At 67.4% G+C, this 19,902-nt stretch carries 17 protein-coding genes, 1 tRNA gene and 3 pseudogenes; 7 read left to right on the top strand and 14 right to left on the bottom strand.

Features of this window, described 5'->3' with window-relative positions:
* Positions 1-13: 13 nt before the first annotated feature.
* A complete protein-coding gene (locus tag GAA2_RS01865) occupies positions 14-709 on the top strand; it encodes a haloacid dehalogenase type II (protein WP_006435107.1) in 696 nt (231 codons plus the stop codon).
* 20 nt (positions 710-729) lie between these two features.
* Positions 730-921 carry a hypothetical protein gene (locus GAA2_RS01860; protein WP_006435108.1) on the top strand — a complete coding sequence of 64 codons (192 nt, stop codon included), beginning with the start codon at positions 730-732 and terminating at the stop codon, positions 919-921.
* A 126-nt stretch (positions 922-1,047) separates the two neighbouring features.
* Here the strand turns inward: GAA2_RS01860 and GAA2_RS01855 are convergent.
* Positions 1,048-1,121: transfer RNA gene (locus GAA2_RS01855), tRNA-Pro, on the bottom strand.
* Between the two features lie 201 nt (positions 1,122-1,322).
* On the opposite strand from GAA2_RS01855, the gene GAA2_RS01850 reads away from it, so the two are divergent.
* Both GAA2_RS01850 and GAA2_RS01845 read left to right on the top strand, forming a co-directional pair.
* Positions 1,323-1,748: a hypothetical protein gene (locus GAA2_RS01850; RefSeq protein WP_159405416.1), complete on the top strand. Its 426-nt coding sequence runs from the start codon at positions 1,323-1,325 to the stop codon at positions 1,746-1,748.
* A gap of 141 nt (positions 1,749-1,889) precedes the next feature.
* Positions 1,890-2,489: pseudogene (locus GAA2_RS01845) on the top strand (lipocalin family protein).
* 73 nt (positions 2,490-2,562) lie between these two features.
* Here GAA2_RS01845 and GAA2_RS01840 read toward each other — a convergent pair.
* The 4 genes from GAA2_RS01840 to GAA2_RS01825 all read right to left on the bottom strand — a co-directional run bounded on the left by GAA2_RS01840 (position 2,563) and on the right by GAA2_RS01825 (position 7,638).
* Positions 2,563-3,018, bottom strand: coding sequence for a helix-turn-helix domain-containing protein (locus tag GAA2_RS01840; protein ID WP_040004551.1), 456 nt, complete (start codon positions 3,016-3,018; stop codon positions 2,563-2,565).
* A 191-nt stretch (positions 3,019-3,209) separates the two neighbouring features.
* On the bottom strand, positions 3,210-4,607 hold the full coding sequence (locus tag GAA2_RS01835; RefSeq protein WP_006435112.1) for a dipeptidase: 1,398 nt from the start codon (positions 4,605-4,607) through the stop codon (positions 3,210-3,212).
* Positions 4,608-4,675: 68 nt separating this feature from the next.
* Positions 4,676-6,073 (bottom strand): DUF2252 domain-containing protein, encoded by a 1,398-nt coding sequence (locus GAA2_RS01830; RefSeq protein WP_006435113.1) that lies wholly within the window; start codon positions 6,071-6,073, stop codon positions 4,676-4,678.
* Between the two features lie 110 nt (positions 6,074-6,183).
* Positions 6,184-7,638, bottom strand: coding sequence for a hypothetical protein (locus GAA2_RS01825; protein WP_006435114.1), 1,455 nt, complete (start codon positions 7,636-7,638; stop codon positions 6,184-6,186).
* A 208-nt stretch (positions 7,639-7,846) separates the two neighbouring features.
* On the opposite strand from GAA2_RS01825, the gene GAA2_RS01820 reads away from it, so the two are divergent.
* Positions 7,847-8,443 (top strand): hypothetical protein, encoded by a 597-nt coding sequence (locus GAA2_RS01820; protein ID WP_006435115.1) that lies wholly within the window; start codon positions 7,847-7,849, stop codon positions 8,441-8,443.
* Positions 8,444-8,567: 124 nt separating this feature from the next.
* Here GAA2_RS01820 and GAA2_RS01815 read toward each other — a convergent pair whose 3' ends face one another.
* The 7 genes and pseudogenes from GAA2_RS01815 to GAA2_RS01785 form a co-directional block, all read right to left on the bottom strand.
* Complete coding sequence (locus GAA2_RS01815) at positions 8,568-9,044, bottom strand: Dps family protein (protein WP_006435116.1); 477 nt, start codon at positions 9,042-9,044, stop codon at positions 8,568-8,570.
* A gap of 131 nt (positions 9,045-9,175) precedes the next feature.
* A pseudogene (locus GAA2_RS01810) lies at positions 9,176-9,418 on the bottom strand (organic hydroperoxide resistance protein); the annotation flags it as partial.
* Between the two features lie 161 nt (positions 9,419-9,579).
* Positions 9,580-10,269, bottom strand: a complete 690-nt coding sequence (locus GAA2_RS01805; RefSeq protein WP_006435118.1) for a hypothetical protein — start codon at positions 10,267-10,269, stop codon at positions 9,580-9,582.
* A gap of 300 nt (positions 10,270-10,569) precedes the next feature.
* Entirely contained in the window at positions 10,570-11,856 is a 1,287-nt protein-coding gene (locus tag GAA2_RS01800) for a lipase family protein (RefSeq protein WP_040004552.1), read from the bottom strand.
* A 113-nt stretch (positions 11,857-11,969) separates the two neighbouring features.
* A pseudogene (locus GAA2_RS01795) lies at positions 11,970-13,177 on the bottom strand (hypothetical protein); the annotation flags it as partial.
* Between the two features lie 135 nt (positions 13,178-13,312).
* Positions 13,313-14,707 (bottom strand): GntP family permease, encoded by a 1,395-nt coding sequence (locus GAA2_RS01790; protein WP_006435121.1) that lies wholly within the window; start codon positions 14,705-14,707, stop codon positions 13,313-13,315.
* Between the two features lie 2 nt (positions 14,708-14,709).
* Positions 14,710-15,213, bottom strand: coding sequence for a gluconokinase (locus tag GAA2_RS01785; protein ID WP_006435122.1), 504 nt, complete (start codon positions 15,211-15,213; stop codon positions 14,710-14,712).
* Positions 15,214-15,338: 125 nt separating this feature from the next.
* Here GAA2_RS01785 and GAA2_RS01780 point away from each other — a divergent pair, with 125 nt between their 5' ends.
* Positions 15,339-16,055 (top strand): FadR/GntR family transcriptional regulator, encoded by a 717-nt coding sequence (locus tag GAA2_RS01780; protein ID WP_006435123.1) that lies wholly within the window; start codon positions 15,339-15,341, stop codon positions 16,053-16,055.
* Positions 16,056-16,078: 23 nt separating this feature from the next.
* On the opposite strand, the gene GAA2_RS01775 is transcribed toward GAA2_RS01780, so the two are convergent.
* Complete coding sequence (locus GAA2_RS01775) at positions 16,079-17,104, bottom strand: aspartate-semialdehyde dehydrogenase (protein WP_006435124.1); 1,026 nt, start codon at positions 17,102-17,104, stop codon at positions 16,079-16,081.
* Between the two features lie 2 nt (positions 17,105-17,106).
* Entirely contained in the window at positions 17,107-18,372 is a 1,266-nt protein-coding gene (locus tag GAA2_RS01770; RefSeq protein ID WP_006435125.1) for an aspartate kinase, read from the bottom strand.
* A gap of 167 nt (positions 18,373-18,539) precedes the next feature.
* Here GAA2_RS01770 and GAA2_RS01765 point away from each other — a divergent pair, with 167 nt between their 5' ends.
* Positions 18,540-19,883, top strand: a complete 1,344-nt coding sequence (locus tag GAA2_RS01765) for a hypothetical protein (protein ID WP_006435126.1) — start codon at positions 18,540-18,542, stop codon at positions 19,881-19,883.
* Positions 19,884-19,902 lie beyond the last annotated feature (19 nt).

Raw genomic sequence — 19,902 nt, 5'->3', positions numbered from 1 at the left:
GGTCGATCGACTCGTGAACGCGCTCGGCGTGAAGGTCCTGGCGTTCGACACCTTCGGTACGGTCACCGATTGGTTCACCGGGATCTCCGGTGCCGTGGCGCTGATCGTCCCCGAGGTCGACTCCGCCGACTTCGCGCGTGAGTGGCGTCGCCGCTACTCGCCGATCCTCGCGCGTGTCGAGGCCGGAGAGCTCCCCTGGCGTCGTCTCGACGACCTGCAGACCGAGACCCTCCGGGAGGTCGCAGGGGCCTTCGGCGTGACTCTCGACGCCGAACAGAGCCGCGCGCTGGTGCGTGCGTGGCGGACCATCCCCGGCTGGCCCGACGCCGCCGAAGGCATCCGGCGCCTCAAGCGGGACCGCATCGTGTGCGCTCTCAGCAACGGGACCGTGGCGTTGCTGACCGACATGGCACGACACAACGGCTTCGGGTGGGACGTCATCGGGGGTTCCGACCTCTGGCGTCACTACAAACCCGCGCGCGAGACGTACTGCGGCCTCGCCGAACTCCTCGAGGTCCGACCGGACGAGGTGATGATGGTCGCGACGCATCAGTCGGACCTCGACGCCGCCCGCTCCTTCGGCCTGCGTACCGCGTTCGTCGAGCGACCGGCCGAATGGGGTGGCGAACCCAAGGACGACTCCGGTTCGCCGGACAACGATTTCCACGCCACCGATCTGCTCGACCTGGCCCGGCAGCTGGGTTGCTGAGCGAAGGAGCCCGTTGCGTCATGACCCTCGACGATCTGCGGCGCTGGGAGGACTCCGGTGCTTGCTGGCGGGTCGTCCGCCGCGGTCCCGAGGATGTCACCGTGAGTCTGTTGCGCTGTGACGGCGGCGAAGAGGTCGACCGGTTCGTCAGCGCCGACCCCGAGATCCTCGCTCACCTCGGCGATCGTGTCTCTTCCGAGCAGAAGATCTGAGCCCGCGCTCTCCACTGCGAGGTCACCGGCGAAGACGAGGAAACCCCGGCCGCATCTCTGCCGACCGGGGTTTCACTGCTGTGTCTCAACCAACACATCTCTGTGATCGACCGTGGCCGATCTCTGTCGGGGTGGCGGGATTCGAACCCACGACCTCTTCGTCCCGAACGAAGCGCGCTACCAAGCTGCGCCACACCCCGTGTGTAGCCTGCGATAGCTTATACCCGACCCCCGCCGAGTACTAAATCGCCTGCTCAAAGATGTGCCGGAACTGAGCGAAACGCTGTGGGACACGGGTCGGATGTCCCATCCTTGGTTAAGGTCCACCCGCAACAACGCCACCGCGCCGTCGCGCCAGGATCTCTGGACGCCGGCGTTCCCCACCATGAAAGGACGCCACCATGAGCGCCACCCCCGACCAGCAGGCGAACTCGTCGGCCAAACAGGGCTTCGCCTTCGGGATCTCGATCGTCGCCGCCGCCCTGCTCTTCGTCGCAGGCCTGGTCTCGGTCTTCCAGGGCATCTCGGCGATCGCCAACGACGAACTCTTCGTCGTAGGCCGCGACTACGTCTTCGAATTCGACCTCACCGCGTGGGGCTGGATTCACATGATCCTCGGCATCGTCGGCATCCTCGTCGCCGGCGGACTCGCGGTCGGTGCGGACTGGGCGCGCATCGCCGCCATCGTCATCGCGTCACTGTCGATCATCGCGCAGTTCCTGTGGCTGCCCTACTACCCGGCCTGGGCGATCCTGATCATCGTCCTCGACCTCATCGTCATCTGGGCGGTCTCCACCTGGAACCCGAACAACGTCTACAACATGTGATCTTTCGTTTCACCAGCGATGATGCCCGCCGACATGGCCTGCCGGGTGCCCATGACCCATCCGTGACCGCGTGCGGTCTGAACACTCTTCAGACAGCCGATCGGGACTCGACGTAGACGATCGGCCCACGAAAGGAACACCATGCGCGTCACACACACCCTTGCAGCCCTTGTCGCCGGCATCGTCGTGGTATCGGTTTCGTCATCGGGACCGGTCCGGCGCAGGCCGCGCCCCTGGCCCCGGTGGCCTACGTCGACGTCGACCGTTACCTCGGCAAATGGTGGCAGCTGGCGACCGTCCCCTCGTTCTGGGGCGTGACCTGCGCGCGTTCTACACCCGGATCGATGAGAAGACCATCGGTGTCGACAACCAGTGCACCGGACCCACCGGCATGCGGGGCGGCGTGATCGGGCGCGCCACCGTGGTGGACACCAAGACGAATGCCCAGTTGAGTGTGCGGTTCCCGCAGACACCCGCCAGCATCAACCCCAACGGGGCGCCGAACTACATCATCGCCTACATCGAGGACGGCGAGAACCCGAACGGTCCGTACAAGTACGCGATCGTCGGTGACCCACTCGCGCCTCGGGATTCCTGCTCTCGCGCGACAAGGTCGTGTCCGACTCCGAACTGCGTCGGCTGACCAAGGAGATAGAGAAGGTGGGGTTCAACCCGTGCACGTTCCTCGTCTCACCGACGACCGGTGGACGCAGTGACTACTCGCCGCTTTGCATACTGTGATCGCGAACCGCCACTGAACACGACGATCGAAACCATTTCAGCGCAAGCACCAAAGTGCTTGCGCCGAAATGCATCAGCTGGCTTCCGCGTCGGCAACCGTTGCGGCGCGCCGGAATTCGTCAGGGGTGAGCCCGTACTTGGCGCGGAATCTGTTCCGCATCGTCGCCGTCGAGGCGAAGCCCGAAGCATGTGCCACCGCTTCGAGTTTCGGATTCCCCGGGCCCGTCAGCAGGCCACGGGCCCAGTCGAGACGGCGGTCGGCGATCATCTCGGCCAGCGACGTGGGACTGCCGGCGAGAACCCGATAGAGGTGCCGGCGACTCACATGCAGGTGCCGCGCCACGACCTCGACACTGAAATCCGGGTCGCGGAAATTACGCTCGATGAGGTCGGTGACCGCGGCGCGCAAATACCGCTCACTCGTTCGCAAGTCCGACACTCCGACACGGGAAACCTGTTCGCTACGCGAAACATGTTCCGGCGCAATGTTCATCACTTGCCCGTCACGACCAATGGGACCTGGGCCCACCTTGTTCCTTCCACGAGAGTTCTCCCACCCGGCATCAGACATTACCGACGGGGGTGTTCCCGGTCTTGGGCCTTTGGTCCCAATTTCATGGGTCTTCGTCTCGGGATTGTGCTGCGACACGCGAACTTTCCCTATCCACTTCGCTCAGGAACTGGGTCAGCCGTCCACCTTCGCGAGCTATCGGACCCGCGCTAGGCGCCGCCTGGCCCGGCGTTGGCCGAATCCCGGCCGGCCCGGGCCGCGCGGGACGCGTAGTCACGTAGGAACAGGGCCTCGGCGAGCGCGATCCGCTCGATCTCGGTCGGATCGACGCTCTCGTTGGGGGCGTGGATCAGGCACCGCGGCTCCTCGACACCGAAGAGCATGATCTCGGCGTCGGGGAAGGTGCTCTGCAGGACGTTGCACAGCGGGATCGATCCACCCTGCCCCTGGATCAGCACCTCCTCGCCGCCGTAGGCGGCCGCGAGCGCGTCGGTGAGCGCCTCGTAGGCCGGACCGGATGTCGAGCCGACGAACGGCGATCCCACCGCCTCACGCTCGAAGGACACCCGGGCATTCCATGGGGTGGCCGCCCGGAGGTGTTCGATGAGCGCGTCCTGGGCGTAGGTGGGGTCCATTCCCGGCGGCACGCGCAGGTTGATGCGCGCCCGGGCGCGTGGCTGGACCGCCGCGGAGGACCCGACCACCGGCGGGCAGTCGATGCCGAGCACGGTCGCGGCGGGACGCGCCCACACCATGTCCGACACCGATCCGGATCCCACGAGCTCGACGCCCTCGAGCACCGTTGCATCAGAACGGAACTGTTCGGGCGGGTAGGAAACGCCAGGCCACTCGGCATCGGCGTCGAGACCGGTGATGGTGGTGTTGCCGTGCTCGTCGCGCAGAGTGGCGAGCATCGCGATGAGGGCGGCCAGCGCATCCGGCGCGGCCCCACCGAACATGCCGGAATGCATTGCCGATCCCAGGGTTTCGACCGTGACGTCGATGTTGGCGATGCCGCGCAACGTCGTCGTGAGACTCGGTCTGCCGACAGCGAAGTTGCCGGAGTCGGCGATCAGGATGGTGTCGGCACGCAACAGGTCGGGATGCTCGACCGCGAAATGCTCGAGCCCACCCGTCCCCTGTTCCTCCGAGCCCTCGCCGATGATCTTCACGGTCACACCGAGGTCGCCGGCGAGGGCACGCAGCGCGGTGAGGTGCACGGCGATGTTGCCCTTGCAGTCGGCGGCACCGCGTCCGTACCAGCGACCGTCCCGTTCCGTCAGCTCCCACACCGGCGAATCCCATTCGTTCTCACCGAGGGGCGGTTGCACGTCGTGATGGAAGTACAGCAGGACGGTCGGCGCACCTTCCGGACCGGGGATCTGCCCGGTGACCGCCTTGGACCCGTCACTGGTCACATGCGCGGCGACATCCTCGACACCCAGCTCGCGGAACGTTCCCAACAGCCATTCGACCATGCCGTCGCATTCCTCCACCGGGAACTGCTGCGGGTCGTGAACCGAGCGGAACCGCACCATCTCCGCCAGATCCGACTTCGCACGAGGCATCAACTCCCGCACCCGATCTCGCAATGTCGCGTCATCCATGCACACATCTCCCTGTCGGTTCTCGGCGGTCGGTTCGCTCCGTCGTCTGTGTACCACAGCCCGGTGCGTCAGCTCTTTCCCGCCGCGGTGAGGTCGTGCACACTCAGCTCGCCGCGGCTGATCGCCGCCGTCATCTGGGTATGATCGGCGTCGTTGAGATCTGCGTAGGCGATCGAGAACTCCGCCACGGCATCCGCGAAACCCTTTGTCTCGGAGAGATATCGTGCGATGTCGAAGCGAGTCGACGTCCTGGCGTGCGCCTGGGCGAGCGCCGTCCCGCACAGGCGCGCATAGAGTTTCATCGCGTCGGGTTCGAGCGCCTCGACGACGACCGACCCCTTCCCGTCGCGGAGCTGGCGCACGTAGAAGTCACGTCGCTCGCCGTTCTCGTCGAGCCCCGTCGACCAGCCCAGAAAGAGGTCGCTCGCCGCCTGCAGGAGACGCTGGCCCTCGACGACGCGCTGGCCCTGGTTGTCGAATCCCGAGGTCGGGACGTAATCGGCGAGGACCGACCGCTGAGCCTCCTTCACCTGGAGGAAGAGCGGATCCTCGAGGTTCTTGCCCATCATCAGCACGATCCACGCCCGGGTCCCGACGCTCCCCACTCCGACGACCTTGAAGGCGATGTCGACGAGCGAGAACTGGGCGAGCAACGCCTGCACATGCAACGGCAGTGTCGCCCGGTAGTTGTCGACCCGCTCTCGGACACGTTCCTCGACCACGGCGGCGTTCTCACTGGAGAAGCGCTCTTTCAGTGGCACCAGCAGCGGCGGATCGCTGCGGATGTGTGCCGTGCCGTCCGGGTCGATCTCGCAGAGTTTGGCCAGGGCCTGGGCACTGTTCCGGTGCCGGGCCTTGCGTAGCGCCTTCTGCGTCCGCTCCGTCACCGAGGTGTCCAGCCGGTCTCCCAGTTCCGCGACCAGAGAGTCGACATCGATTCCGGCGTACCAACATTCGAGAGTGGTCAGCGAGACACTGCGTTTGATCGTCCGACGGTAGGTCTTCGCCACGGTCTTGGCGATCGTCCGGTTGGTCGTGTCGTCGAATCCGTTGTTGCGACCTGCGATCGTGAAACTCGCCGCCAGCCGTTTCACGTCCCATTCGAAGGGACCGATGTGGGTCTCGTCGAAATCGTTCAGGTCGAAGACCATTCGACGCTCCGGACTGAAGAACAGGCCCAGATTGCTCAGGTGGGCATCCCCGCAGAGCTGCGTGATGATTCCGGTGTCCGGGGTTCGCGAGAGATCGTCGGCCATGACTGCCGCCGCGCCGCGATAGAACGTGAACGGCGTCGCCGCCATCCGCGCGTGCCGGACGGGGATGAGTTCGGGCACCCTGTTCAGCGACTGTCTGGCGAGGATCGCCAGCGGGTCGGATCGCTCCCCCGGTGTCGGACACGCGGCCAGATCGGCGGCGGTCGGGACGGGATGCCGCTGGGACTGCGGGTCGGCCGGAGTCGTGGTCACCGGGGTTCCTCCCTGTCGGGTGCGTCCCGTCGCGTTCTGGAACCTCGTGGCGCGGGGTCGCGTGTCCCGGGCGCCGGTCGGAGCCCGGAGGTGGCAGGCCTCCCGGCGCGCTACTGGTACGAGACGAACCAGGGTGTCGGCGCGACCGCCATGGTCGTCGCCGGCGAGAACGTCGGCTTGTCCTCCGTGTAGAAATTCTTCCAGCCCATCCACACCCCCGCGGGAAGATCACCGAGCAATCTGCGCCAGGTCTCCATCTTGACCGGCGGTGTCCCGTGCCCGTCGGCGTGCAGGACCACCTGGAGTTCCTCTCGGTCGGTGACGATGTTCTTCCGCTGACCGAGCATGCCGGCGTCGAACTGGTGCAGCACGAAGAGCTTCTGTGGCAGTCCTCGCTCACGCACCATTCCCGCGAGCCACGCCGAGGTGCGATTCACCTCGGCGGCCTCGACGGACCCGATCTGCTTCAGGTGTACCTGATCCGGCTTGAGGCGCCACTCCGGGTCGAGCGCCAGCCCGACATGCGGCAGGGCCAGGAGCTCCGCATACTTCTGGGCCTGGGTCAGGAAGTCCATACGTCCGGGCTGGAGGTCGAGAGTCACGTAGACACCGGCACGTCCGGCCGCCTCGACCCACGGCCGCAACGTCGCGGGGTCGATCATGCTCGTGTAGTTGGAGCCCTCGCCCGGTTCCGACGATGCGACGGTCGCGATGATCTCGAACGCGGGGACGACCGGCTCGGCACTGACCCGCTGATAGTCGGCCGCGAGACGCCGGACGCGTTCGATCGACGCCTCGATCCCCTGCCGGCCGAGCGGACCCAGGGCCGGCGCGTCGGGGGAACCGTAGAGCGCGACCATCCGCCTGCCCGGGAACACGACCTGTCCACCGCCGGGGAGTTCCGGCGTTCGCCGCGCCTGGTCGACCCGTGCCGCGAAGTCCTCGGTGTCGCCGAAGCCGGCTCCGACCGCTCGGATCGGGGTCTGCGACGAAGCACCGGTCAGAGCGGCCACGGCAGGCGTGTTCGCGCGCGGGTCGGGGAACGGCACCTCGACGACGCGCGCTCCGGAACGAGCGGTCAGCGTGGCATCGACAGGGGTGTCCCGGGAGACCATCACGATCGGTTCGTCCCCGTCTCGCGGCCGGTTGCCTCGCAGGTCCCCGAGATCGATCGCGGGCCGACGACCCTCGAGCCCTTCGACCTCGCCGAGTCGCACCACCCGTTGCGCACCGAGACGCCCCAGCTCGTCGTCGACGTCGTCCGCCGTCTGCGGGGTCACGGTGAGCACCGGCACGTGCTTGTCACCTGCGGTCTCCCCGACGCGATTCCGTGTCTCGGGGTCGGCGAGTGCACCCGGTGCGAGCAGGATCGCCTCGGCGGATCGGGAGTACAACTCGCGGCTGACGAGGACCGCCTCGGGTTCCGCGCCGGACAGGACGGCGACCCCCGGTTGTGGGTCAGCGAACGCGACGACGTCGTTCGTTCCCGCTTGCCCCGCAGATGCGCTGATGAACAGCCCGAGCATCACGCACACGATCGTCGCGCCGATCAATCTGATCGTCACCCGTGCATTCCTCCCGTTCTCGGTTCCGCTCGACCCGAGGGGTCGGACGTTTCGTGACCGCGATGGCTAGACGGTCGCCCAACGTATCAGCGATGACCGGTCCCATCGACTCCTCGCGCGCACCGGTACTCGACCGCACCGCTGTGACCGGTGCCGACCGTCCCACCATGTGACCTGGTTCACGAGCGGTGACGGACGGCGTTGTAGCGTGTGTGCCGTGGACTATTGGGGAGTCATGGTCGGGTTGGGTCTTCTCGCGTCGGCGTTCGGTGCCGCCGCGTTCGTGCGGTACCGGGAACGGGAGTCCGCGACCCTCCAGAGACAGACGGCACTGGCACGCGAACTGCGCGACCTCGCAGGCGCTGACGAGGTTCGTCTGGCCGCAGTGGACGAGTTCTCGCTCACCATCTACCAGCGCCTCTTCTACGCCTCGGTGGTGGCGCCGTGGATTCGCTCGGCGGTCTGGGCCCTGCTGGGCGCGGCCCTCGCCGCGGCGGGCGCCGTCGCGACCGGTCCGATCGACGGGGTGTACGCCACGGCCGTCCACGTCGTCACGATCGCCGCGTCCGCGATCTTCGGGCTGGCCGCACTCGTCTTCGCCGGCATCGCCCTTTACCACTCGGCGTCGACTCCTCGTGTCTCCTTCCGCGATTCCTACGCGGTCGACGACGACGCCGGCTCACACGTCGCCGTCACGAACACAGCAGGCACCGACACCACGACCACCGACCACGAGTCCGCCGCGAAGAACGTCGTCGAGAAGAAGACCATCGAGAAGAAGGCCACCGAACCGGCCGGCGACTGACGCCGACCATGGATCCCGAGCCTTCCGAACATCCACGACGACATCGGAATACGACGAACCCCGCCGGTGAGACCGGCGGGGTTCGTCGCTGTGAGAGGCCCCGATCAACGGGGTGTTCTGCTGGTCAGGCGACCTGTGCCTGCCACATCCAGTGCAGCTGTTCGAGTTTCGACGCGAACGAGATGAGCAGATCCTGGGTCACCGGGTCGGCCTCCTCGGTGGCGTCGATGCGCTCGCGGAGTCCCGCGACGACCGCCTTGAGGTTGGCGACGATGGCGTCGACGACATCCGAGTCCTTGGTCCAGCCTTCGCCGAATCCCTTGGTGTTCGCGGTCTTCGCCACGGTTTCGGCGCGCCCGTCGGGACTGACGCCGATCGCGGTGGCACGCTCGGCCGCCGAGTCGGTGAACTCACGCGCCACGGTGACCAGTTCGTCGAGATCGAGGTGCACCGATCGGAACTGCTTGCCCACGACGTTCCAGTGGGCCTGCTTCGCGATCAGACTGAGGTCGATCAGGTCGACGAGGGTGTCCTGCAGGGCCTTTCCGGCCACGGACTGCTGCTCTTCGGTGAGAGTGCTGGTGATGGGAGTGGTGGTCATGATCAAGAACTTCCTTTCTTGTCATATCTGCGCTGCTCCGGAGCCGGTCTCGATGCCCCGGTGGGTAGAGACGTCCCGCTGGGAGGGAAAACGAACGGGGACCGGTTGCCGCCGTGTGACCCCTCGAATTAGACGGTGGACTCGTCGGGCACCGGGCTACCGGCCGCCTTCGACGTGGCGCGGAGGGCACCCAGAAAACATGCCGCGTACCCGGCCGAGAAGAGTTCTTCCGGATTGCTGCCGTCGCCGCTGCCACCCATTTCCTTCGGCGGCCGGAGGGAGAGGTCGATCCGACCCGTCGCCGAAACCACCTCACCGTCACGTCCACCACCGGACGCCTTGGACGAAATGGTGTACACCGGCTCGATTGCCATCGGAGATCCTCCTGAGTTCGGGTCTTCGGGTGAGTCGCGATCAGACAGGGTCGGCCGTAGAACCAACGTTCTGTCCAACAGACCAGTACCCGGGATCATTCCGACCAAACCGGCAGGTGGCGGGCCTGACAAAGTCGGCGCGGGCGTGACGGCGCCGACGTTCAGCGGCCGCGCAGCATACGGGTCGGCTTCATCCTCGTGGATTCGGGCAGCCACGTGTTCACCGACCGACGCAGCGTGAAGAGCGCGGCGATCACCAGCAGGGCGAACTGCACGTAGCTGAGGACGACCATCGTGGACGTGATGTCCGGATAACGGAAGAGCAGGTCGACGCCGACGGGGATACAGAGGAGATGAACCACCACCGCGGCGAGGAAGAAGTTGCGGCAATGACGGCTGTGGTGGGTGGCCGCTGCCACCAGGAGCAGATACTCGATCACCAGCACCACCACGATCATCACCAGCATGAACGGCGGGAAGAAGCCGGCCAGTGTATCGATCTGGTCCTCGGGGGCGGAGTTGGCCGGGTCGGACACGACCCCCTCGAGCAGACGGAGCCGCAGGTCGTCGGTGATGGTGCTGAGGTTGAAGAAGCCGTAGACCGCCAGGATCGACCCGATGACCGCCGCGGCCCACCAGACCACGCGGGCGTGGAGGACCAGCGCCACCGGCGGGCGGCCCGGATCGGCCGGCCGCGGCGGATAGAGCGAGGCCTGGTCGTGGTCACGCGACGACCGTTCCAGCTCGGCGAGGTCCTCGGCGTCGAGTTCTGCCTGGCTCGGGATGCGTTCGGGGTCTCGATCATGGGGATCCCCGTTCGCACCTCCCCCCGGCCCGTGCGGATCGTTCATTCCTCGATCCTGCCATCCGGGCGTCGGGTACCGACAGGTCCCGGGCCCCTGAGGAGCGTCCGGAGACAGACAGGGCCCGCGTCCCGCCCCCTGAGGAGCGTCCGGAGACAGACAGGGCCCGCGCCCCGGCACCCCCTGAGGAGCGTCCCGAGACAGGCGCGCCCCCCGCCCCCTGAGGAGCGTCCCGAGACGACAGGGCCCGCGCCCCCGCCCCCTGAGGAGCGTCCGGAGCTTGCGGAGGACGCGTCTCGAAGGGCCGGCGGGCCCTGTCTGCGGTTCGAGTGGTTCTGCTCCCCGGGTCTACTTCTGGAACTCGCCGAGGACGAACTCCATACCGGGCAGGAAGGTGCCCAGCATGGGGACAACGTGGTTGACGATCGACTTGGTCAGGATCGGCGGCGTCGGGTTCGTCACGAACCGGACGTCGGCGCCCTGTGCGCGCCAGTCCGCGGCGAGCTGCGCGACCTGGCCGTATGGGATCACGTCGTCGTGGAGGCCGCCCTCGAGGAACACCGGCGCGTTCGGCTTGAGGCGGCCGATGCGCTGTTCGCCGACGACCTTCTGCACTCCGGGCGATCGCGCGATGACCGCGGAGAGCGTCTCGCCGGTGCGTGTCCAGTTCTGCGTCCGCTGGAATCCGTACGCCGGGATGATGTCACCGATGCAGCTCGTCGAGATCTGCCGCAGCGCAGCCTTTCCGGACGCGTTGGTCTCCCTGTGCACCACGTCGGCGACCTCCGGGTACCGCTGGGTGAGGCCGTTGATGGCGAATCCGATGGCCCCGGCGATGGTGCTGCCGTCGATGGCCGGGATGACCTTCTCCAGGTCGGCCGGCGGCGCACCGGCGTAACTGGCACGGACGTTCAGTTCGGGCGCGTAGGTCGCGGCGAGTTCGGCGGCGGACGCAGCGGCGCCCCCGCCCTGCGAGTACCCGGCGAACCCGACCGGCGCATCGGCCGGGGCCCCGGAGGCGCGCAACGCCGCGCGGGCACCGTCGAGCATGGCGTGGCCGGTCTCGGACCGGTTGACGTAGGTGTGGATACCCGGGGTGCCCATGCCGATGTAGTCGGTGACGAACACCCGAACGCCGTTGAGCAGCATGTAGTACGTCTCCGGCGCGGTGTAGTTGACGCCGATACTGGGTTTGGTGATGTCGATCGACACCGGCAGGGTCATCATCTTCGACGCCGCGCACTGGTCACCTTGGCCGATGGTGCCCGGGCCGACGACGACGGTCGGCCGCGGCCCCTTCCCACGCCACGGCGCGGTCGGCTCGACGACGGTTCCGGTCACGGCCGCGGGGGTGCCGTCCTGGTAGGTCGAGGTGTACATGACCTTGCGGGCCGTGCCCGGCCACTGTCCGGGCGCGCCGGGGATCTGCAGGAGCAGCGGGATCTCCTGGCTCCGGATCACCGAGCCGGGCTCGGTGGCGAAGGACGACGGCGGCGTGTAGAAGTCGGCCGCACTCGCGTCCGACGCCGGACTGATCAACGCGGCCGCGCATGCGGCCGCCACCCCCGCTATCGCGGCCGTTCGCAGGCGTGACCTGCGGCGTGACCCGATGCTCATACCCGACTTCAGCTTCATGGGCGAGTAACCTACCCCACAGTAAGTGGAGTCAGGTGACCGGGTCGGCTTCCGGGGCGTGTTGTGAGTGACCCTTGATCACGACACCTCGGTGACCTGGCCGTCCGCGACCGTCAGCGGCCGGCCGGCACGATCTTGAGCATCCGCCCGACCGTCGCCTGCCACAGAGCTCCGTCCGCGGTGATGGTGCCGGTGAGTTCGAGCGGTTCGTCGGCGGGCGCATTCCCGACTTGTCGGATCTCGACACGGAGTCCGGTCGCGAAATCCGTCGCGACGTAAGCGACCGGACCGAGCTGTTGCGGCCGGCTCGGAGCCCACGGACCGTAGCCGAGCGCATGGATGAGGCCGTCCGCGCGCGAGAGCCTCGGCAGCGTCGCGATCCGGTCGGAGTTCTCCCACACGCGCCGGCACCCGTTCTCGTCGACGTCGATTCGGGTCGCGCCACCGGTGAAGGGGGCGTCCGCGGGAACCGCCGGACCGGTCACCGCCATCGGCGGATACTGGTATCCGTACGTGCTGGGGATGACGACAGAGTTGCCCCAGGCCATCGGTGAGTTCTCGGTACCCGGCCCCGAACGGTCGAAGGCCCGGATCCGGCACACCTCGGACCCGTCGTCACTGCGGAACACCCGGAGGTCCGGCCGGTCCGCGTTGTCGACGATCGCCACCCAGCCGTCACCGCCCGGGCCGAAGTACGTGGGGGTGGTCCCCGATCCCCAGGTCAGCTGGCCGGGTTTGCGTGCAGGGCCGCGGTCGTACGATCGACGCCACACGATCCGCGGCGCGGCACCGCGTTCCGCGCGCATCTCGTACAGGGCGTGCGTCGTCAGGATCGACGCCCCCGATCGTCGGATCGACAGTCCGTTGCCGAGTTCCTCGCCCCGCGGCAGTCGCGTCGAGTGAACGCGCTTGTCCTCATCCACCGTCCCCACGACGCCGCGGGTCGTCGCAAACCAGACGCGTCCGTCGAAATCCGGTGCGAGACCGGTGATCGTGTCGCCGGTCGGGATGTGGGCCGAGACATCGACGCGGTCATCGACCTGGACTTGCCAGCCGGTGACCGTCTTTCGGTGTGCGACACGCAGAATCGACCCGGACCCATCTGCGACGACGACCCGGTCGCGGTAGTCGAGGTAGCCGTAGACCCCGCCGAGCAGTCCACCTTTGGTCAGTTGCCTCGACGCCAACGGTTGCGCCGTACGGGGATCGAACAGAACAACGGTCGGCGCCGCCACGCCGGCGGCGAGGTCGCCACGAACTGCGTGCACAGCGCGACCGGCATCCCGTCGCGGCCGACGAAGGTCGCCGCGCAGGCCCCACCAAGCTACCGCAGAACCGCCCCGGGGATCCGCCCTCCAGAGGCATTCGACGACAATATGTCGACGACCCGGCTGCTGAGGGCGCATTCCAGGGGCGGTTCACCGGGGCGCTTTTCCGAGCGGCGCGGTCGGCTCCGTCAGATCACCAGCCCCAGCGCCAGCACGACGACCAGGCCGCTGACCGAGAGAAGGGTCTCCATCATCGACCAGGTCTTGAAGGTCTGGCCGACGGTCATGCCGAAGTACTCCTTCACCAACCAGAAACCGGCGTCGTTGACGTGGGACAGGAAGACCGAGCCGGCACCGATCGCGAGGACAACCAGGGAGACCTCGCCCGAGCTCAATCCGTCCACGAGGCCGAGCATCAGCGAGGACGCGGTGATGGTCGCGACGGTCGCCGACCCGGTGGCCAGACGGATCAGCGCGGCAAGGACCCAGGCGAGGACCAGTACCGGAATGTTCGCGCCGGTGGCCCAGTCCGCCAGCAGCGTGCCGATGCCGGTGTCGACGAGGACCTGCTTGAAACCGCCACCGGCGGAGACGATCAACAGGATGCCGGCGATGGCGGGCAATGCCGCACCGGCGCACTTCGAGATCGTCTCGCGGTCCATCCCCGAGCCGCGGCCCAGCGTGAACATCGCGACGATGACGGCGATCAGCAGTGCGATCAGCGGGGTACCGAGGATGTCGAGAATCCTCCGCACGGGTTGGTCTTCGTCGGAGATGAAGATCTCGGCGAGCGCCTTGCCCAGCATCAGGACGACGGGCAGCAAGACGCTGAACATGGTGATCCCGAAGGACGGCCGCTTGGTCGTCGGACCGTCATCAGGGTCGATGTCGAAGGTGTGCGGCGCCTCGACCGTCACCCACTTCCCGGCGACGGTGGCGAACAGCGGACCCGAGACGATGATCGTCGGGATGGCGACGCCCACACCGAGAGCGAGCGTCAGGCCGAGGTCGGCACCGAGGGCGTCGATCGCGACGAGCGGGCCCGGATGCGGCGGAACGAAGCCATGCATGGCCGAGAGGCCGGCGAGCGCGGGGATGCCGATGGGGATCAGGCCCAGACCGGACCGCCGGGCGACGAGATAGATCACCGGCATCAGGAGCACGAGACCGATCTCGAAGAACATCGGCAGTCCGATGATGGCGCCGACGAGGGCCATCGCCCACGGCAGCATCCGCGGCGAGGCGTGCCCGACAATCGTGTCCACGATCTCGTCCGCTCCGCCGGAGTCGGCCAGGAGTTTCGCGAACATCGCGCCGAGTGCGATGAGGATGCCGACACCGGCTGCGGTCGAACCGAATCCGGTGGTGAATGATTCCAGGACAGTCGGGATCGACTCCCCCGCGACGATGCCGACGGTGGCGCCGCCACCGACCAGGGCGAGGAACGGATGCACCTTGGCGACCGTGATCGCGACGACGATGACGGCGATGCCGGCCAGCGCCGCGACGACGAGTTGCCAGCCCGCCGCGACGGGCTCGGGCAGATCCGCACCGGCGGCAAGAATCGTGCTTATGGACAACATGTTCAGTTCTCCTCGCCGTTGGGGAGTGAGGCAACGAGTTCGTCGACGATGGCGTCCACGCTCTGGTCGACGTCGACGGTCAGTCCGCGTTCATCGGAGGTCAGGGGTTCGAGAGTGTCGAACTGGGAGGCGAGGAGCGCCGACGGCATGAAGTGGCCCGGACGCGATGCCTGCCGGCGCGCGATGACCTCGACCGAGCCGGCCAGGTGCGCGAAGAGCACCGACGGCTCATGTCCGCGAAGACGGTCGCGGTACTCGAGCTTGAGCGCCGAGCAGCTCATCACGCCGCCGTCACCGTGCTCGGCCAGCCAGACGCCGATGGACTCGAGCCAGGGTCGGCGGTCGTCGTCGTCGAGCGGTTGCCCGGCGGACATCTTGGCGATGTTCTCCGCCGAGTGGAAGTCGTCGGCATCAGCGAACGGCACACGCAGACGCTGCGCCAAGGCGGCTCCCACCGTCGACTTACCCGACCCCGAGACCCCCATGACGACCACCGGTGATCTCATGCCAACTCCTCCACATCGCTGTGCTGATGATCACGGAGACTGCCGCAATAGTCATACTTATGCAAGTCTCGAAAACAATAAGTACGCTGATTGGCGGTCGCGGCCGCTAATGAGAAGATGAAAAAGTGAGTCAGAGCACACGTGGGACCACCGAGCGCCACGACGAGATCCTCGCCGCCATCGGTCGGCGCATCGTCTCGGGAGCGCACCCCGCCGGCAGCGTCCTGACGCTCGACGCCATCTGCACCGACCATGGGGTATCCCGAACCGTGGCCCGCGAGGTGATCAAGGTCCTCGAATCGATGGGACTCGTCGAGTCACGACGTCGCGTCGGCATCACCATCCAGCCACGGACGCGCTGGAGTGTCTTCGACCCGCGGCTGATCCGGTGGCGTCTCGACGGCGCGGACCGGTCGGACTTCCTCGCCACCCTGTCGGAACTACGACGCGGATTCGAGCCCGTGGCGGCCGCGCTGGCCGCCGAACGCGCGAACGAACAACAGTGCCGCATCCTCGCAGCCGCGGTGTCGGACATGTCTGTTCACGGCCGCACCGGCGACCTGGAGTCATACCTACTGGCCGACAAGGTCTTTCACCGCACCTTGCTGGAGGCGAGCGGCAACGAGATGTTCCGATCCCTGGCCGACGTCGTCGGCGAGGTGCTCGCCGGACGCACCCATCACGGAATGATGCCGACGTCGCCCAACCCGGCCGCGATCGCACTGCACGACGACGTGGCACGAGCAATACGCCTCCGCGACCCGAAGGCCGCGGAGGCGTCGATGCGCGAGATCATCACCGAGGCGGCAGCGGCCGTCGCCCCTTCGTCGCCTGAGGCGTGAGCGGAGCGAGCCTCGAAGGCCGCTCAGACCAGCAGTTCGGCGATCTGAATCGTGTTGAGGGCAGCGCCTTTTCGCAGGTTGTCACCCGAGACGAACAATGCGAGACCGCGACCTTCGGGGGCACCCGGGTCCTGACGGATGCGACCCACGAGCGAGACGTCCTTGCCGGCGGCCGCGAGCGGCGTCGGCACGTCGGCCAGCTCCACACCGGCTGCGGCGCCGAGGATCTCCTGGGCACGGGCCACCGACAACGGGTTCGCGAATTCGGCGTTGATCGACAGCGAGTGTCCGGTGAAGACCGGCACTCGCACACAGGTGCCACTCACGAGAAGTTCCGGCAGACCGAGGATCTTGCGCGATTCGTTGCGCAGCTTCTGATCCTCGTCGGTCTCGCCGGAGCCGTCGTCGACGAGCGAACCCGCAAGTGCCACAACGTTGAATGCGATGGGCGCGACGTACTTGTTCGGTGCCGGGAAGTTCACGGCCGAGCCGTCGTGGACGAGCTTCTCGGCCTCGCCGGCCACCGCGCGCACCTGGGTGGCGAGTTCCTCGACACCGGCCAGACCGCTGCCGGAGACCGCCTGATAGCTGGAGATGATGAGGCGCTGCAGTCCGGCTTCGTCGTGCAGCGGCTTGAGCACCGGCATCGCGGCCATCGTGGTGCAGTTGGGGTTGGCGATGATGCCCTTGGGCGGGTTCTTCGCCAGTTCGCCGTTGACCTCCGAGACCACCAGCGGCACATCGGGATCCTTGCGCCACGCCGACGAGTTGTCGATCACCGTGACGCCGGCAGCAGCGAAACGCGGTGCCTGCTCACGGGACATCGTGGCACCCGCGGAGAACAGGGCGATGTCGAGACCGGCGGGGTCTGCGGTCGCCGCATCCTCCACCACGATCTCCCCGTCGCCCCAGGGAAGTTTCTTGCCCGCCGACCGGGGCGAGGCGAAGAAGCGCACCTCGTCGGCCGGGAAGTTGCGCTCCGCCAGCAGGGTTCGCATGACGGCGCCGACCTGACCGGTCGCGCCGACGACTCCGATACGTGCACCCACGGTTATCGGCCCGTTCCGGCGTAGACGACGGCTTCTTCTTCGCCGCCGAGATCGAAGGCCGCATGCAGGGCGCGCACGGCGTCGTCGAGTTCGGTGTCGCGGCACAGCACCGAGATACGGATCTCCGAGGTGGAGATCAGTTCGATGTTCACGCCGGCCTCGCTGAGCGCCTCACAGAAGGTCGCGGTGACGCCCGGGTGCGACTTCATGCCGGCACCGACGAGCGAGACCTTGCCGATGTGATCGTCGTACAGCAGATCGGTGAACCCGATCTCCTGCTGCAGCTTGGTGAGCTTCTCGACGCCCAGCGGGCCGAGCTCGCGCGGCAGGGTGAAGGTGATGTCGGTCTTGCCGGTGTCGACCTTCGAGACGTTCTGCAACACCATGTCGATGTTGATCTCGGCGTCGGCGACGGCCCGGAACACCTTGGCGGCGTAGCCCGGCTTGTCGTCGAGACCCACGACGGTGATCTTGGCCTCGCTGCGATCGTGTGCGACGCCGGTGAGAATGGCTTCTTCCACGGGAATGTCCTCCATCGATCCGGTCACCACGGTGCCGGGTTTGGTCGAGTACGACGAGCGCACGTGAACGGGAACGTTGTACCGGCGGGCGTACTCCACGCACCGCAGCATCAGGACCTTCGCGCCACAGGCCGCGAGCTCGAGCATCTCCTCGAAGGAGACCTTGTCGAGGCGGCGGGCGTCGGGGACGATGCGCGGGTCGGCGGAGTACACGCCGTCGACGTCGGTGTAGATCTCGCAGACGTCGGCGTTGAGGGCCGCCGCCAGCGCGACGGCGGTGGTGTCGGAACCGCCGCGGCCGAGCGTGGTGATGTCCTTGGTGTCCTGCGAAACACCCTGGAACCCGGCGACCAGCACGATCTTGCCGTCGTCGAGTGCGCTGCGGACCCGGCCCGGCGTGACGTCGATGATCTTGGCCTTGCCGTGGCTGCTCGTCGTGATCACGCCGGCCTGCGAGCCGGTGAACGACTGTGCGTGTGCGCCAAGGGAACTGATGGCCATCGCCACGAGTGCGTTGGAGATGCGCTCGCCCGAGGTGAGGAGCATGTCCATCTCCCTCGCCGGCGGCGCCGGATTGACCTGCTGGGCGAGGTCGAGTAGTTCGTCGGTGGTGTCGCCCATCGCCGAGACGACGACAACGACGTCGTTGCCCTGTTTCTTCGTCTCGACGATGCGCTCGGCAACGCGACGGATGCGTTCGGCCGTTGCGACCGAGGATCCGCCGTACTTCTGCACCACGAGGGCCACGTCGAGTTACCTCCCGCCGGCTCGTGCGCCGGTTCGATAGACGTCAGCTTGCTCGGACAACCTTACCGGGCAGCTGTGCGACGCTCTGACCTGGTCACCTGCTCGATGTGATCCGACGCACACCGCGCGCCGCCTGTGCTCGCCGCCGACGACCTAGGATTCTTCGGGTGGCCATCCCAACCGACGTCGACGAGCCGGGCCGTCGTCCCGACCCCGATTCGGTGACGGGCGGAGACCGCGCCGACAGCCGGCCCATCCCTCCCGATGGGTCGGCGGACCCGGTGGCGGCACGACGCGCCGCCGACCCGAGACCCCCGTTCGCGGGCTGGGCGCGCCGGCATCGCTGGTGTCTCGACGCCCTCGTCGTATACCTCGTCATTCGCGCGATCGGCATCCTCACCCTCGCGCGATTCGCGGACCTGCGGGACACCACCCTCGGCAAGGCCCTCACGGTGTGGGACGGGCAGTGGATGCTCGCGATCGCCACCCACGGATACGACGGCGTTCCCGCGAGCCTGACCGATGCGCGCGGTGTCCACACGTCCGACACCGCCTACGCCTTCTTTCCCGGCTATCCGTATCTGGTCGGGTGGCTGGCGAAGCTGCCCGGGCTGACGCCGTTCGGTGCGGCTCTGACCCTGAATCTCGTTCTCGGATGCATCGCCGCGGTCGGCGCGGCACGGCTGGGCACGGTCTGCGCGCGGCTCATGTCGAGACGCTCCCCGGTGGGTCCCGCACCCGAGCGCGCGACCGGACTCTTTCTGGTGGTGCTGTTCGCCGCCACCCCGATGTCGATCGTGCTCAACATGGCCTACACCGAGGCGATGTTCTGCGCCCTCGCGACGTGGGCACTCATCGGAATCCTGGAGCGGCGCTGGTTGCTCGCCGGCATCATGGCCGGACTCTGCGGTCTCTGCCGTCCGACGGCGGCGGTCCTCATCGGTGTCGTGATCGTCGCCGCGATCGTCTTTCTGTGGACCAGCCGGAACAGCGCCGACGTCACGCCGGCAGCGCGGGTGCGCGCCGCCGCCGCCGTCGTCATCAGCCCGCTCGGCTACCTCGCCTACCTGGGCGTCGTGTGGGCGCACACCGGTTCACCGACGGGCTGGTTCCGCATCCAGACCGAGGGCTGGGACACCGAATTCGACTGGGGTGTCGCCGCATTCAACTTCGTCAACGAGCAGCTGGTCCATTCCGCCGAGGTCGCCACCACCGCGACATCGTGGATCGTCCTGAGCACGCTCGTGATGCTCGGTGTGGCGGTCTGGGCGCGGTTGCCCTGGCCGGTGTTGCTGTTCGGCTCGTTGCTCGTCGCCCAGATCGTGTTGTCGAGCGGCTTGATGATGAGCCGGCCGCGTCTCCTGCTGCCGGCCTTCGTTCTGCTCATCCCGCTCGCGATGGCTCTCGCACGGACACGGCCGGTGGTCGCCGGGCTCATCGTCGTGCCGATCGTGATCGGCAGTTCGTGGTTCGGCGCCCACATGCTGACCGTGTTTCCGCATGCCGTGTGACCGTACGCCCCGGGGCTGA

The sequence above is a fragment of the Gordonia ajococcus genome (assembly GCF_012974285.1).
GTDB lineage: Bacteria > Actinomycetota > Actinomycetes > Mycobacteriales > Mycobacteriaceae > Gordonia > Gordonia amicalis.
This window is presented reverse-complemented; position numbering and strand designations above follow the sequence as displayed.